Source organism: Jeotgalibacillus terrae (assembly GCF_016908195.1).
Taxonomy (GTDB): domain Bacteria; phylum Bacillota; class Bacilli; order Bacillales; family Jeotgalibacillaceae; genus Jeotgalibacillus; species Jeotgalibacillus terrae.
This window is the reverse complement of record NZ_JAFBDK010000011.1, coordinates 12,967-26,542: the sequence shown is the minus strand read 5'-3', so window position 1 is coordinate 26,542 and position 13,576 is coordinate 12,967. Positions and strand designations below refer to the sequence as shown.

At 40.1% G+C, this 13,576-nt stretch carries 14 protein-coding genes and 1 other annotated feature; of the genes, 12 read left to right on the top strand and 2 right to left on the bottom strand.

Features of this window, described 5'->3' with window-relative positions:
- Nucleotides 1-12 precede the first annotated feature (12 nt).
- The gene (locus tag JOD21_RS11980) at nucleotides 13-207 is read right to left on the bottom strand and encodes a YjzD family protein (protein WP_380269153.1); all 195 of its coding nucleotides are present in this window, start codon (nucleotides 205-207) and stop codon (nucleotides 13-15) included.
- A 132-nt stretch (nucleotides 208-339) separates the two neighbouring features.
- On the opposite strand from JOD21_RS11980, the gene JOD21_RS11975 reads away from it, so the two are divergent.
- The 9 genes from JOD21_RS11975 to JOD21_RS19640 all read left to right on the top strand — a co-directional run bounded on the left by JOD21_RS11975 (nucleotide 340) and on the right by JOD21_RS19640 (nucleotide 9,468).
- Nucleotides 340-522, top strand: a complete 183-nt coding sequence (locus tag JOD21_RS11975; protein WP_041122167.1) for a ComZ family protein — start codon at nucleotides 340-342, stop codon at nucleotides 520-522.
- Nucleotides 523-772: 250 nt separating this feature from the next.
- Entirely contained in the window at nucleotides 773-1,708 is a 936-nt protein-coding gene (locus tag JOD21_RS11970) for a beta-ketoacyl-ACP synthase III (protein ID WP_204729852.1), read from the top strand.
- 130 nt (nucleotides 1,709-1,838) lie between these two features.
- A complete protein-coding gene (gene fabF / locus JOD21_RS11965) occupies nucleotides 1,839-3,074 on the top strand; it encodes a beta-ketoacyl-ACP synthase II (RefSeq protein ID WP_204729851.1) in 1,236 nt (411 codons plus the stop codon).
- A 340-nt stretch (nucleotides 3,075-3,414) separates the two neighbouring features.
- A complete protein-coding gene (locus JOD21_RS11960; RefSeq protein WP_204729850.1) occupies nucleotides 3,415-4,443 on the top strand; it encodes an ABC transporter ATP-binding protein in 1,029 nt (342 codons plus the stop codon).
- Nucleotides 4,444-4,445: 2 nt separating this feature from the next.
- Entirely contained in the window at nucleotides 4,446-5,453 is a 1,008-nt protein-coding gene (locus JOD21_RS11955) for an ABC transporter ATP-binding protein (RefSeq protein ID WP_204729919.1), read from the top strand.
- A gap of 27 nt (nucleotides 5,454-5,480) precedes the next feature.
- Nucleotides 5,481-7,235: an oligopeptide ABC transporter substrate-binding protein gene (opp4A, locus tag JOD21_RS11950; RefSeq protein WP_204729849.1), complete on the top strand. Its 1,755-nt coding sequence runs from the start codon at nucleotides 5,481-5,483 to the stop codon at nucleotides 7,233-7,235.
- 34 nt (nucleotides 7,236-7,269) lie between these two features.
- A complete protein-coding gene (gene opp4B, locus JOD21_RS11945; RefSeq protein WP_204729848.1) occupies nucleotides 7,270-8,235 on the top strand; it encodes an oligopeptide ABC transporter permease in 966 nt (321 codons plus the stop codon).
- 18 nt (nucleotides 8,236-8,253) lie between these two features.
- Nucleotides 8,254-9,159, top strand: a complete 906-nt coding sequence (opp4C, locus tag JOD21_RS11940; protein WP_204729847.1) for an oligopeptide ABC transporter permease — start codon at nucleotides 8,254-8,256, stop codon at nucleotides 9,157-9,159.
- An 87-nt stretch (nucleotides 9,160-9,246) separates the two neighbouring features.
- On the top strand, nucleotides 9,247-9,468 hold the full coding sequence (locus tag JOD21_RS19640) for a YuzI family membrane protein (protein ID WP_476733796.1): 222 nt from the start codon (nucleotides 9,247-9,249) through the stop codon (nucleotides 9,466-9,468).
- Between the two features lie 25 nt (nucleotides 9,469-9,493).
- Here the strand turns inward: JOD21_RS19640 and trpS are convergent, their stop codons facing one another.
- Nucleotides 9,494-10,489 carry a tryptophan--tRNA ligase gene (trpS, locus tag JOD21_RS11935; protein ID WP_204729846.1) on the bottom strand — a complete coding sequence of 332 codons (996 nt, stop codon included), beginning with the start codon at nucleotides 10,487-10,489 and terminating at the stop codon, nucleotides 9,494-9,496.
- A 62-nt stretch (nucleotides 10,490-10,551) separates the two neighbouring features.
- Nucleotides 10,552-10,757 (bottom strand) — a binding site (T-box leader).
- Between the two features lie 210 nt (nucleotides 10,758-10,967).
- Between trpS and JOD21_RS11930 the strand changes: the two genes are divergently transcribed.
- The 3 genes from JOD21_RS11930 to spxA all read left to right on the top strand — a co-directional run bounded on the left by JOD21_RS11930 (nucleotide 10,968) and on the right by spxA (nucleotide 13,557).
- Entirely contained in the window at nucleotides 10,968-12,152 is a 1,185-nt protein-coding gene (locus JOD21_RS11930) for a putative glycoside hydrolase (RefSeq protein WP_239581572.1), read from the top strand.
- A gap of 165 nt (nucleotides 12,153-12,317) precedes the next feature.
- Nucleotides 12,318-12,890: a GNAT family N-acetyltransferase gene (locus JOD21_RS11925; RefSeq protein WP_204729845.1), complete on the top strand. Its 573-nt coding sequence runs from the start codon at nucleotides 12,318-12,320 to the stop codon at nucleotides 12,888-12,890.
- A 271-nt stretch (nucleotides 12,891-13,161) separates the two neighbouring features.
- Entirely contained in the window at nucleotides 13,162-13,557 is a 396-nt protein-coding gene (spxA, locus tag JOD21_RS11920; protein ID WP_039808451.1) for a transcriptional regulator SpxA, read from the top strand.
- The last annotated feature ends 19 nt before the right edge of the window (nucleotides 13,558-13,576 follow it).

Genomic DNA, 13,576 nt, shown 5'->3' with positions numbered 1-13,576 from the left:
GATCATGATTTTTTAGTGGTGCTCTGCAGGTTCAGGTTTTGGGATAACTGTGCCGATTACGAATAATAGTACAGTCACAACCACAGCAATAATATTAGCTGTCATAAATTCATATGGTACGCCATTCATTGAGCTTACTACGTAAGCCATCATGTGTGTTAATAAGAATGTCCAGAACAAAGTCATAAAATATGCCAAGGGATTCACCTCATTTCAGAAAAATACATCGCTTTCATTTTAGCACAATTTTTTCGAAAAGAAATGTACAATCAATGAAATCATTCAACATTTGAGTTAAGATAATGAAGCACTTAAACAGAATGCAAAGGAGAGATTCATATGGCAGATGATAAAACAATGGAATTTATGCAAATCGCAATGAAGTACTTACCTGAAGCGAAAGCAAAAATGGATGAAGCAGGTATCGAGGTGTCGGTTGAATCACTGCAGCCTTTTATGTCAATCTTTGCGAAGGCAATGAATGATGCTTATGAACTGGGTAAAGCAGACGCAGAGAAATAAGTAAATGATCACAGGAATGTGGGATGGGACCGTGACTAATTTGTCACGGTTTTTTTATTGGAGTACACCGGATATGGAGCGTGGTGTGCTTTTTTTAGCGTTATTCTAAATCCGGCAAAGCGAGCTCCGTCCCTCCTGTGCCCCCGAAAAATATTCATAAGTTGAAAAGAACTTCATTATCATATAATATTAGTACCAACTCATAATATTTGATCATACAGATAAAAAATATCAGAAAGAAGGAAGATATATGCGTGCAGGTGCTTTAGGGGTAGGGCGGTATTTACCTGAAAGAGTTGTAACGAATCATGATCTTGAAAAACAAATGGATACTTCAGATGAATGGATCCGGACTCGTACAGGTATAGAAGAACGCCGATTGGCTGATGATGAAACGAATACGTCCGATATGGCATACGAAGCTGCGCTCAGTGCGCTCGAAAATGCAGGGACGAACGCTGAAGACCTTGATATGATACTAGTAGCAACAGTAACACCGGATAAGCCATTCCCATCAGTAGCAACGATGCTGCAGGAAAAGCTTGGGGCAAAAAAAGCGGCTGCCATGGATCTGTCAGCTGCCTGTGCAGGGTTCATGTATGGAATGGTAACAGCAAAACAATTTATTGAAAATGCCGGATATCAGCAGGTCCTTGTAGTAGGTGTGGAAAAACTCAGCAAGGTTACGAACTGGGATGACCGTAACACAGCTGTCCTTTTTGGAGACGGTGCCGGTGCAATGGTCCTCGGTCCAGTAGATGATGATAAGGGTATACTTTCATTTGAGCTTGGTGCTGACGGCTCAGGCGGAAATCATTTGTACCAGGGTGAAGAAGGCATCTATATGAACGGACGCGAAGTATTTAAATTCGCTGTAAGACAAATGGGGGAATCAAGCATCAATGTCCTTGAAAAAGCAGGACTGACAAAAGAGGATGTAGATTATCTGATTCCACATCAGGCGAATATCCGAATTATGGAAGCTTCAAGACAAAGGCTTGATCTGCCTGTTGAGAAAATGTCTATGACAGTGAATAAATACGGGAACACATCAGCAGCGTCCATTCCGATCTCACTAATAGAAGATCTCGAAGCAGGACGAATTAAAGATGGCGATCTGCTTGTAATGGTAGGCTTTGGTGGAGGCCTTACATGGGGCGCCATTGCTATGCGCTGGGGAAGATAAACCGGCTTTCTTTGTATAGGAGGGTCAGGTCCTTCTCTACATGTACACTCTATTCGGGAGGTAGACCCGGGTCAGACCCGCTTCTACTCTCCCAATAACCGATCAATTATATAAGTAGGAGATGACAATCATGACAAATAGACGTGTTGTAGTGACTGGTCTTGGTATGGTATCACCAGTAGGAAATGATGTGCATACATCATGGGACAGTATTATCAATGGAAAGTCAGGTATCGGGGAACTGACAAGACTGAATCAGGAAGAATTTCCTGCAAGAGCAGTTGCTGAGTTAAAAGACTTTAATATAGAAGATCACCTAGAGAGAAAAGAAGCACGTAAAATGGACCGTTTTACTCATTACGCGATCGTTGCATCACGTGAAGCGGTCAAGGATTCTGCACTGGATATATCATCTAATGCTGACCGGATTGGGGTATGGATCGGTAGCGGAATTGGCGGAATGGAAACTTTTGAAAAGCAGTTTGAGACGTTCCAAAAGAGAGGCTATAAGCGCGTCAGCCCGTTTTTCGTACCAATGATGATTCCTGATATGGCTGCGGGACAGGTTTCTATTGATCTCGGTGCTAAAGGAATGAATTCATGTACAGTGACTGCATGTGCAAGCGGGACAAACTCAATTGGCGATGCATTTAAAGTGATTCAGCGTGGAGATGCAGACGCAATGATCACGGGTGGAGCTGAAGCACCAATTTCACAAATGGCTATGGCTGGTTTTACAGCTAACACAGCACTGACGTTAAATGAAGACGTGACAAAAGCAAGCCGTCCTTTTGATAAAAACAGAGATGGTTTTGTAATGGGGGAAGGTGCAGGGGTTTTAGTATTAGAAGAACTTGAGCATGCCCTGGCAAGAAATGCAAAGATCTATGCAGAGATTACCGGTTATGGTTCTACAGGAGACGCTTACCATATTACAGCGCCTTCTCCTGGAGGCGAAGGCGGTGTGCGTGCAATGAAACAGTCTCTTGAAGATGCAGGACTCAGCCCTGAAGATATCGGCTATATCAATGCGCACGGTACAAGCACACCATATAATGACAAATACGAGACGATGGCAATTAAAGAAGTATTCGGAGAACATGCATATAAGCTCGCTGTCAGTTCAACGAAGTCTATGACGGGACATCTGCTCGGAGCTGCCGGTGGAGTTGAAGCGATATTCACTGTGCTTGCAATTAAGAACAGTATACTTCCTCCAACTATGAACTTAGAAGAAGCTGATCCTGAATGTGACCTGGACTATGTACCGAATGCAGCCAGAGAACAGAAAATAAAGGCCGCAGTTAGTAATTCCCTTGGTTTTGGTGGTCATAATGCAACAATCATATTTAAATCATATGAATAAAATCGATATACGGGAGTGGGGTTTGCTAAATGCAGCCCCGCTTTTTTATATGAATATGAATGAATATTCATGCATCCTATTGTAATATAATTCACTTTACCTATTAAAGTTATATATGTAATAGCGTATGATGTTTATTACAACAATATTTTGAGTGTGAAAATATTTTTAAAATTTTTTTAATTCGACAAAACCCTTTAAAATCAACGTTTTAAGTATAGTAGAGGGGGGTAATTGCAAAGATTTAGAAAAAACAAGTTGAAATTGTAATCTATCTGTAATAGTATTTTATACAAATAATATAAATTGATTGAAAATAAGAAATATTAGAGGTGTTCAGATGGTTAGAAAAACGGCAGGACAGAACGAGACACCACTTTTAGAGATCAAGGAGCTCCAGACAGGGTTTAAGATTGGCAAGAATTATTACAACGCTGTTGAAAAAGTATCCTTGAAAGTCGACAGGAGAAAAATTGTCGGAATAGTCGGAGAATCCGGCTGCGGTAAAAGTGTTATGTCACTGTCCGTAATGCAGCTCCTTCCACAGGGAATCGGAAAGGTCCGTGGAGGAGAAATCAAATTCGAAGGAAGAAATCTTGAAAAATTATCAGAACGTGAAATGAACAAGATCCGCGGTAAAGACATCTCGATGATTTTCCAGGAACCTATGACTGCTCTTAATCCGGTTTTTACAATCGGTTATCAGATAGAAGAAGTGCTTCTCAATCATGAAAAAATTGATAAAAAAGAAGCGAGAAAGAAAAGTGTTGCTTTACTTAAGAGTGTTGGAATTCCAAGACCTGAGAGTATTGTTGAAGAATATCCTCACCAGTTATCAGGCGGTATGAGACAACGTGTAATGATCGCAATGGCAATCGCCTGTCAGCCAAAGCTCCTGATAGCGGATGAGCCGACAACTGCACTAGATGTAACAGTACAGGCGCAGATTCTGGAACTGCTAAAAGATATCCAGGAAGTGAACGACATGGCCATCATCATGATTACGCATGACCTGGGCGTCGTCTCAGAAATCTGTGACGAGGTCATTGTTATGTACGCAGGAAAAATTGTTGAAAGAACAGATGTGATGGAATTGTTTGATAATCCAAAACATCCATACACACAATTGCTGATGAATGCCATTCCAAAAATGGATGAAGAAGTAGAATCACTTGCTACGATCGAAGGGCTTGTACCTTCTATTCAGAAAATGCCGCAGGTGGGCTGCCGCTTCGCAAACAGATGCCCTAAGGCAATGCCAGAGTGCACGCAGATCACACCTGTACTAGCAGAAGATGAACCGGGCCATGAAGTTGCCTGTATTCTATATGAAAATAGTAAACAGCCTGAAAGGGTGGGTGACAGATGAACATGACGGAAACGCGCGAGACAACCGCTCAGCCGCCTGAAACTGAAAAAGAAGTACTACTCGATATTCAAAACCTGAAAACATACTATCCAATCAAAGGCGGTTTCCTCAAGAGAACGATTGGTAACGTAAAAGCAGTAGATGATATTAATATCCAGATCAAAAAAGGCGAAACACTTGGCCTTGTTGGTGAATCAGGGTGTGGAAAGTCAACAACAGGCAGAACCATTCTCAGATTATTAACACCAACTGAAGGAAAAATTCTTTTTGACGGTAAAGATATCACAAACATCAAAGGCAATGAGCTGAGAAAAGCAAGACAGGATTTCCAGATGGTGTTCCAGGATCCTTATGCATCACTGAACCCTACTCAAAGTGTAGGAGATATCGTATCAGAACCGATCCGGAATTATCGTAAAGTAAGTAAAAAATCATTGAAACCGGAAATTCTTGAACTGCTAAGACGTGTTGGTCTCCCGCCTGAAGCGTATGACAAATATGCGCATGAGTTCTCAGGTGGTCAGCGTCAGCGTATCGGAATTGCAAGAGCACTTGCTTTGAAGCCGAAGCTGATCGTAGCAGATGAGCCTGTATCAGCACTTGATGTATCCGTACAATCACAGGTATTGAACCTGCTTAAAGAACTGCAGGGTGAATTTGACCTTACATTCTTATTTATTGCCCATGACCTTAGTGTTGTGAAACATATGAGTGACAGAATCGGGGTTATGTATCTCGGCAATATGGTGGAGGTAGCGACGAATAAGAGTCTTTATGCTGAGCCGCTTCACCCTTATACCCAGGCGTTAATTTCAGCAATTCCTGAAACTGATCCTAAAAAGCGTAAAGAACGTATTGTGCTTCAGGGGGATGTTCCATCACCTGCAAACCCGCCTTCAGGTTGCCCGTTCCACACGCGCTGCCCTATGGCAAAAGCAGAATGTGCTGAAATCAAACCTGCTTTAAAGGAGGTGAAACCTGGTCATCACGTAGCTTGTATTCTTTACTAAACTTTAAACCAATTTGGGGGGAACAAAATGAAAAAGAAATCGCTATTGCTGATGCTTACTCTGCTTCTTGTACTATCTGCATTCCTTGCAGCATGTAGTTCTGGAGACAGCGCAGATGAGCCGGCAGACACAGACACAGAACCAACTGAAGAAAACACTGGTGATGAAGGCGGCGACGCTGAAGGTGACACTGGTGAAGCACAAACTGGGGGAACTCTTACATACGGTATAGATGCTCCGCCTGAAGGCCTTTTCAACTGGGCATTCTATGGTATCCAAACTGATGCTTACATTTTGGAACTGATGGATGAAGGGTTGATTCAATATGATGAAAACCTTGAACCTCAGCCGAACCTTGCAAGCTGGGAAACAGAAGATAATAAAACATACACATTCACATTCGAACAGGGTGTAATGTGGCACGACGGTGTTGAACTTACAGTTCATGACTGGGTATTCGCGCTAGAAACAATTGCAGATCCGGACTATGATGGTCCTCGTTATGCTAACGTACAGACAATCGAAGGTGCTCCGGCTTACAATGCAGGCGAAGCAGACAGCATCTCTGGTCTTAACGTAATTGATGATTACACAATCGAAGTAACATTTGACGAAGCACGTATTAATAACCTTGTTAACGTTTGGTCTTACCCAATGAGCCGTGCGCAATTCGAAGGTATTCCTGTAGCTGAAATGTCAGCTTCAGAGCAGGTACGTACGAAGCCGGTAGGTCTTGGACCATTCAAAGTTGACAGCATCACACCTGGTGAGGCTGTAATCATGACGAAATTCGAAGACTACTGGAAAGGTGAACCTAACCTTGATGGTATTAATGTCCAGGTAATCGATAATACAACAACTGTTGGTGCGCTTGGAAATGGCGACATCGATATGATTGCGCTTCAGCCTGTTAATGGTCCTGAAGTAGAAGAATTAGAAAATGTTGAAATTGTTACGTACCCAGGTCTTTCTTATTATTATGTTGGTTTCAAGCTTGGAACTTTCAATGCTGAAACAAATGAAATCGTTGAAGACAAAGAAAAGTATGCTGATGTAAATCTTCGTAAAGCAATGGCTCATGCGATTGACCGTCAATCTTGGATTGATGCATTCTTCTTCGGATATGGTTCACCTGTAAACGGTCCGGTTCCATCAAACCACTGGATCGCTGCAGACCCTGAAGAACTGCCAACTTATGAGTATGATCCTGAAAAAGCAAAAGAACTTCTTGCTGAAGCTGGTTATGAAGATGTAAATGGCGATGGATTTGTTGAAGATCCAAATGGTGAAGAATTTGTTGCTAAGTTCTCTCACTACGCTACTGGTAACCCGACTTTTGAAACGCGTGCACAGGCAATCGTTCAGTTCTGGCAGGAAGTCGGAATTAACGCTGAGCTTGAAATGGCGGAAGTTAACCTTTATTACGATATGATTGAAAAAGATGATCCATCTATCGAAACATTCTTCGGCGGCTGGGGAACTGGTGCTGACCCTGATCCAACTGCACTTTGGGGATCTGATCAGCTTTGGAACTACCCACGTTACAAGAACGAAGAGTCTGACCAGCTTCTTGCTGATGCACTTGACCTTGAAGTTGTTGGTGATGATCGGGACGCACGTAAAGACATTTATGTAGAATGGCAAAAGATGATAGCTGAAGATGTACCAATGATCTTCATCGCAGAACTTGAGGAAATCATGGCTCTTAATGAGCGCGTACAAAACGTTGAATATGATGTTTCAGGTTCTAACAGCCCACACGAGTGGTCTATCGCTCAATAATAGTATGCAGTAAAGCTTGATAAGGAGAGTATCTATGTTAAAGTATACAATTCGCCGTATCATCGGTATGATTCCAATGCTTCTCCTTATCTCCTTGGTAGTGTTTCTCCTGGCGAAAGCGATGCCGGGAGATTCGCTCAGTGGGGAGATTGATCCGAATAATACTGACCCACAATACATAGAAGAAATGCGTGAAAGATTAGGATACAATGATCCAATTCCGGTACAGTATTTCAGATGGGTTAGCGGATTTTTACAAGGTGATTTTGGAACATCAACACGATATAAAGTACCTGTAGCAGATTTAGTATTAGAGAGGCTTCCCAACACGATATTCTTAGGTGTCACATCACTTGTAATTACGTATATTTTAGCCTTTGCAATGGGGATATATGCAGGAAGAAAACCATATACAGTAGGAGATAACCTGATTGGCGGTCTGAATTATCTGGGACTTGCTATACCATCCTTTATTGCTGCTGTATTTGCGATTTATTTCTTCTCCTTTAACCTTGGCTGGATTCCTTATTCAGGCTCAGTTGATCCAACCCTGCAGCCCGGCACTTTTGATTACTGGCTGAGTCGTATTCATCATGTGTTAATGCCGGCTATCGTTTTAGGAGCACTTGCTACAGCAAGTTACACGCAGTTTTTACGAAATGACATTATTGAAAACAGCAGAAAAGACTTTGTACGGACAGCGCGTGCAAAAGGGACACCAACATCTAAGATTTATAATGTTCATATCATGCGTAACTCGATTATCCCGCTTGTAACTTTTCTTGGCTTTGATATTGCAACACTAATCAGTGGCGCGATCATTACTGAAACAATTTTCACTTACCCGGGAATTGGACAACTATTCCTTGACTCAGTGACAAATCGTGATTACCCGACACTGATGGTTATTACAATGATGCTTTCAGCTTTAACATTAGTAGGAAACCTGATTGCTGATATTTTGTATGGTGTTGTTGATCCAAGAATCCGTCTGGATTGATAAAGGAGGAATTATTCAATGGTCAATGTAACAGCCGATTCAAACAAGTCACAGGAAAAAACCATTAATATGTCTCCTTGGGCAATTGCCAGACGTAAGTTTTTGAGGAACAAACTTGCTATGATCAGCAGTTTTTTCCTGTTGACAGTGATTATCGTATCGTTTTTAGCACCTTATGTTACAACTGCTGATATTTCAAAAGTAAATATTATGCAAATGTCTTTAGAGCCAAGTAACGAACATTGGCTTGGAACTGATAAATCTGGACGTGATGTATTTACACGATTATTATATGGTGGACGTGTATCACTGCTGGTAGGGATGGCCTGTACAACGCTCGTTGTTCTGTTTGGTACAATTGTCGGTTCAATTGCAGGGTTTTATGGCGGAGTTGTTGATTCAGTTCTAATGAGATTCACTGATTTCGTGCTTAACTTCCCATTCCTTGTATTCGTTATCGTACTTAGTACAATCTTCTATGGTTTAGTAGATGGATTAACGATCTTAATTGTCGTAATCAGTTTACTCAGCTGGGGCGGTGTAGCCCGGATTGTAAGAAGTAAAATTCTGGCTGAAAAAGAGAATGAATATATTTTAGCAGCAGTATCAATAGGGTGTAAGCCGTCTAAAGTAATTATTAAACACTTACTTCCAAACGTATTGTCCACAATTATCGTTCAGTCTACTATTTTATTCGCAGGATTGATTGTCGCTGAATCCGGACTAAGTTACCTTGGTTTCGGTGTACCACAGACGATCCCAAGCTGGGGGAATATGCTATCTGCTTCTCAGGAATCAGATGTATTATCCAATAAACCATGGATCTGGATGCCACCTGCGATTATTCTGACAGTAACAATTCTTTCAATTAACTTTATTGGTGAAGGTTTAAAGGATGCATTTAATCCTAAATCTCAACGATAACAAAAAAGCGTCTCTCAATTGAGACGCTTTTTTCATTTCCCGGGAAATTTCATCTATACTCTGCATACAATAATACGGGGTGTACTAATGACAAGGTTTTTCTTGTACATAATTGGTTTTCTACTGCTTTCATCGGGTATGATTCACAGTTTAATTTTTATAAACCTCATTCCATCGGGGAACACGACAGCAGAATACATCAAATACTTATTCAGTCATACAGAAACTTATGGCATTCCAATAGGGGCATTATTCATTCATTTATCTACAGTAAAATACCCGTGGAGGGAGAGAAATATAAAAAGCTGAGACAAAATGTCTCAGCTTTTTACCACTATTTTTTCTTGCGCTTTCTTCCAAGACCCATAGCAGTCTCCATTTTCTTCACCATTTTTCCGGCAGCAAAGTTTGCTTTTTCAGCACCAAGATCAAGAATATTATCGAGTTCTTCAGAATCCATCAGTTCATAGTAACGGTCCTGAATCGGTTTAATATGACCGGCAACAATGTCAGCCAGTTCACCTTTGAAATCACCGTAACCTTTGCCTTCATAAGTTTCTTCAATCTCAGCCACCGTCTTGCCGGTTAAAATTGAATAAATTGACATGAGGTTTGAGATCCCAGGCTTATTTTCTTTATCATACTTAACAATACCTTCTGAATCAGTTACAGCACTCTTAATTTTCTTCACGATCTGTGATGGCTCATCAAGCATTGAAATGAAACTTTTTCTGTTAGCGTCAGATTTACTCATTTTTTTAAGCGGATCCTGAAGTGACATGATTCTTGCGCCGGTTTTTGGAATTCTTACTTCCGGAATTGTAAAGATATCGTTATACTTTCTGTTAAATCGTTCTGCCAAGTCTCTCGTCAGCTCAAGGTGCTGCTTTTGATCTTCTCCTACAGGAACAATGTCAGTCTGATAAAGCAGAATATCAGCTGCCATTAGCGGCGGGTATGTCAAAAGTCCGGCAGAAACACCGTCTTTACCGGATGATTTATCTTTGAATTGAGTCATACGTTCAAGTTCCCCGATATATGATACACATTGCAGCATCCATCCTGCCTGAGCATGTGCAGGAACTTCTGACTGAATGAATAAAGTAACTTTCTCAGGATCAAGACCTACTGCGATATACATTGCTGCAAGACTTTTAATGTTCTTTCTTAGCTCCAGACGGTCCTGAGGCATCGTAATCGCATGCTGATCCACGACACAGAAGTAGCAGTTGTAATCATTTTGAAGATCCACAAACTGCCTCATAGCGCCAATATAATTTCCAAGTGTAATGGTTCCACTCGGCTGAATACCCGAAAAGATTGTTTTCATTAATATTTCCTCCTTAAAAATAATACAAAAAATCCGTCCCTATCTATTAACAATCGTTAATAGATAGGGACGGATTTTCCGCGGTACCACCCTAATTGCAGTCAAACTGCCTCTCAAAGCTCATAACGCAGAGCGAGGCGCCTTTAACTACTTCATTCATTAAAGGGGCTCCAAAGTCCATTCGCTGCCACTGAATATCTGCTCTCACCACCCGCAGACTCTCTGATCATTCAGATCAGCAGTTACTAATCTTTATCCGTGCCTTTATATTATATAAAGTTATTATAAATGAACTTTTGAAAGATAAGCAAATCATTTTCAAATTCAAAAATAATATTTTTATGGCGATTTTTAAAATAAAATTGGAATTTCAGAAATTATTAACAAAATAATTCAATATAACGTTTCATTTACTATTATTACTTGTTAGAATTAAAAAGTACATAAAAACGAGTTGGTAGGAGAGGTAAACGTGTCATTGAAATACATCGCAACTTCTGCAAGCGCTGCAATTCTTGCTTTAGCAGTATTTAATACTGATGTTCTTGCAGAATCACATGAACAACATCAAATTAGAGAAGTATCACAACAACAAAAAGGTTTCCCGGAATCAATGCCCCGTTTTGTCTATGACTCAGGTTTAACTTTTGAATATCCGGATGCTGTCAGAGGAATTTATGTAACAGGACACTCTGCAGGCGGAGCACGTTTTGAAACACTGCTTGACCTGATGGATAACACTGACTTGAATGCAATGGTAATTGATATTAAAGAAGATCACGGTTATTTAACATATGTACCTGAAGAGGATTCACCTTTTTATGATATTGGACAACCTTACATAAAAGAGCCCCGTGCGATGCTTGAGACGCTTGAAGAACATGAAGTTTATCCAATTGCACGTATTGTAGTATTTAAAGATACTGTATTGGCTGAAAAGAGACCTGACTTGTCATTTCAGGAAAATGGACAGGTATGGGCAAATGGCCGTGAAGAATCCTTTGTCAATCCATTCTTAAAAGAAGTGTGGGACTACAATGTAGAGATTGCAATTGAAGCTGCAAAAATGGGATTCAAGGAAATTCAGTTTGATTATGTAAGATTCCCTGAAGGGTTTGAAACAAGGGATGATGTTCTTACATACGGTACAGGAGAGTATACTGACGACGGTAATGACGAAACCAACGAAAGAGTTGATGCAGTAACGGATTTCGTTGCATATGCTTCTGAACAGCTTGAGCCTTATGATGTAGATGTGTCTGTCGATATTTTCGGTTATTCGGCTACATTACCTGAAGCACCAGGTATTGGACAGAATTTCAATCGTATTTCTGAAAACGTGGATGTGATTTCATCTATGATCTATCCAAGTCACTGGACGTCTTATTTTGGCATTGCCAAACCGGACTTAGAGCCTTACAACCTGATCTCTGAATATGCAAAAGTTGAAAATGCAAAACTTGCTGAACTTGAAGATCCACCAGTTTCAAGACCATGGATTCAGGATTTCACCGCTTCCTATCTCGGAGCAGGCAACTACCTGGTCTATGGAGCTGATGAAGTAAAAGCACAAATTGATGCGTTATATGATAACGGCATTAATGAATTCCTTCTTTGGAATGCAGGAAACACATACACAGATGGGGTAGATTATCTGCCTTAAGCAAAACACACCATGAGCCGGCACACGAATTTGTGCCGGCCTTTTATTTTTTCGCTGTCTATGTTTATAAAAATTTAAATAGGGTATAGTAAAAAGGTTAACTACCCTCAAATAAACCTCACTAATTTAACCTTAAAATCTCACATTTTGAAAGGGGATCAGAATATGCACTGGTATGAAAAGCTGCGTGATTATTTTCCTGTAGAAGAAATGAAATCACGCGAACATATGGAAACGCTTTTAAAAGAAAGAAGTGATATTTATCACAAGGATGAAGGACCAAAACATGTACTTATGTACGTTGAAACAGGTGATTTTATCTTTATAGATTATTTATTCGTCTCAGGCAGCGCAAGGGGAGAAGGCCTGGGGGGAAAACTGATTCAAAAGATGAAGGACAAAAATAAACCTATCATCCTTGAGGTTGAACCGGTTGATTATGAAGATACTGATACTGAAAAGCGTCTCCGCTTTTACAAAAGAGCTGGTTTTCAGCATGCAACTTCCATCGGTTATAACAGGCGCTCATTGGCTACTAATGAAGTGAATTCTATGGAAATCCTTTACTGGGCACCGGATGATGAAAGTGAAGAAGTTATTTATCAGGCAATGAAAAAAACATATCAGGATATCCATACTTATAAAGATAAAACTTTTTACGGGGATGAATACGAACCGGTGGAAAAGGTACTTAAAAACGATCGTGAAGATGCGGAAGATGTATTGAAAGAAATATAACTTTTTCAATTACAGCAGGTTAAATGAGAATGCCTAAAACAAATTGCTTAAGTTATGTTTAACTATTACGGATTCGGGAATAACTACATTAAGACAACATTATAAATGTGTTTATCACATTTATATGACAATTTCGTTAAGCTACTATTCAAAACATTGTTGATTGTGTATAATGAATTCAAGATATCTTTTTAAAACGATTTTAATCTAGAAATCATTTGTTAAAGATATTGAAGGATAAATTTTTAAATTGAGGGAGTGTGAATGGTTCATGGTAACTTTGTTCACTTCACCTAGCTGTACATCATGCAGGAAAGCAAAAGCCTGGTTGGAAGAACACGAGATTCCATATACAGAAAGAAATATCTTCTCTGAACCGTTAAGTATTGAGGAAATCAAAGAAGTACTTCGTATGACTGAAGATGGAACAGATGAGATCATTTCTACAAGATCTAAAATCTTTCAAAAACTGAACGTTGATTTAGAATCTCTGCCATTGCAGGACCTATTTGAACTGATTCAGGAAAACCCGGGATTGTTAAGACGTCCAATTATTATGGATGAGAAGCGTCTTCAGGTAGGTTATAATGAAGATGAAATTCGCAGATTCCTGCCAAGAAAAGTACGTACATTCCAGCTTCTTGAAGCACAAAAAATGGTTAATTAAGTTTAGATTAAATAGTAAG

Excerpts from the sequence above, each read along its gene's own strand:
- JOD21_RS11975 (WP_041122167.1), top strand. The coding sequence starts at position 340 with ATGGCAGATGATAAAACAATGGAATTTATGCAAATCGCAATGAAGTAC.
- JOD21_RS11970 (WP_204729852.1), top strand. The coding sequence starts at position 773 with ATGCGTGCAGGTGCTTTAGGGGTAGGGCGGTATTTACCTGAAAGAGTT.
- fabF (WP_204729851.1), top strand. The coding sequence starts at position 1,839 with ATGACAAATAGACGTGTTGTAGTGACTGGTCTTGGTATGGTATCACCA.
- JOD21_RS11960 (WP_204729850.1), top strand. The coding sequence starts at position 3,415 with ATGGTTAGAAAAACGGCAGGACAGAACGAGACACCACTTTTAGAGATC.
- JOD21_RS11955 (WP_204729919.1), top strand. The coding sequence starts at position 4,446 with ATGACGGAAACGCGCGAGACAACCGCTCAGCCGCCTGAAACTGAAAAA.
- opp4A (WP_204729849.1), top strand. The coding sequence starts at position 5,481 with ATGAAAAAGAAATCGCTATTGCTGATGCTTACTCTGCTTCTTGTACTA.
- opp4B (WP_204729848.1), top strand. The coding sequence starts at position 7,270 with ATGTTAAAGTATACAATTCGCCGTATCATCGGTATGATTCCAATGCTT.
- opp4C (WP_204729847.1), top strand. The coding sequence starts at position 8,254 with ATGGTCAATGTAACAGCCGATTCAAACAAGTCACAGGAAAAAACCATT.
- JOD21_RS19640 (WP_476733796.1), top strand. The coding sequence starts at position 9,247 with ATGACAAGGTTTTTCTTGTACATAATTGGTTTTCTACTGCTTTCATCG.
- trpS (WP_204729846.1), bottom strand. The coding sequence starts at position 10,489 with ATGAAAACAATCTTTTCGGGTATTCAGCCGAGTGGAACCATTACACTT.
- JOD21_RS11925 (WP_204729845.1), top strand. The coding sequence starts at position 12,318 with ATGCACTGGTATGAAAAGCTGCGTGATTATTTTCCTGTAGAAGAAATG.
- spxA (WP_039808451.1), top strand. The coding sequence starts at position 13,162 with ATGGTAACTTTGTTCACTTCACCTAGCTGTACATCATGCAGGAAAGCA.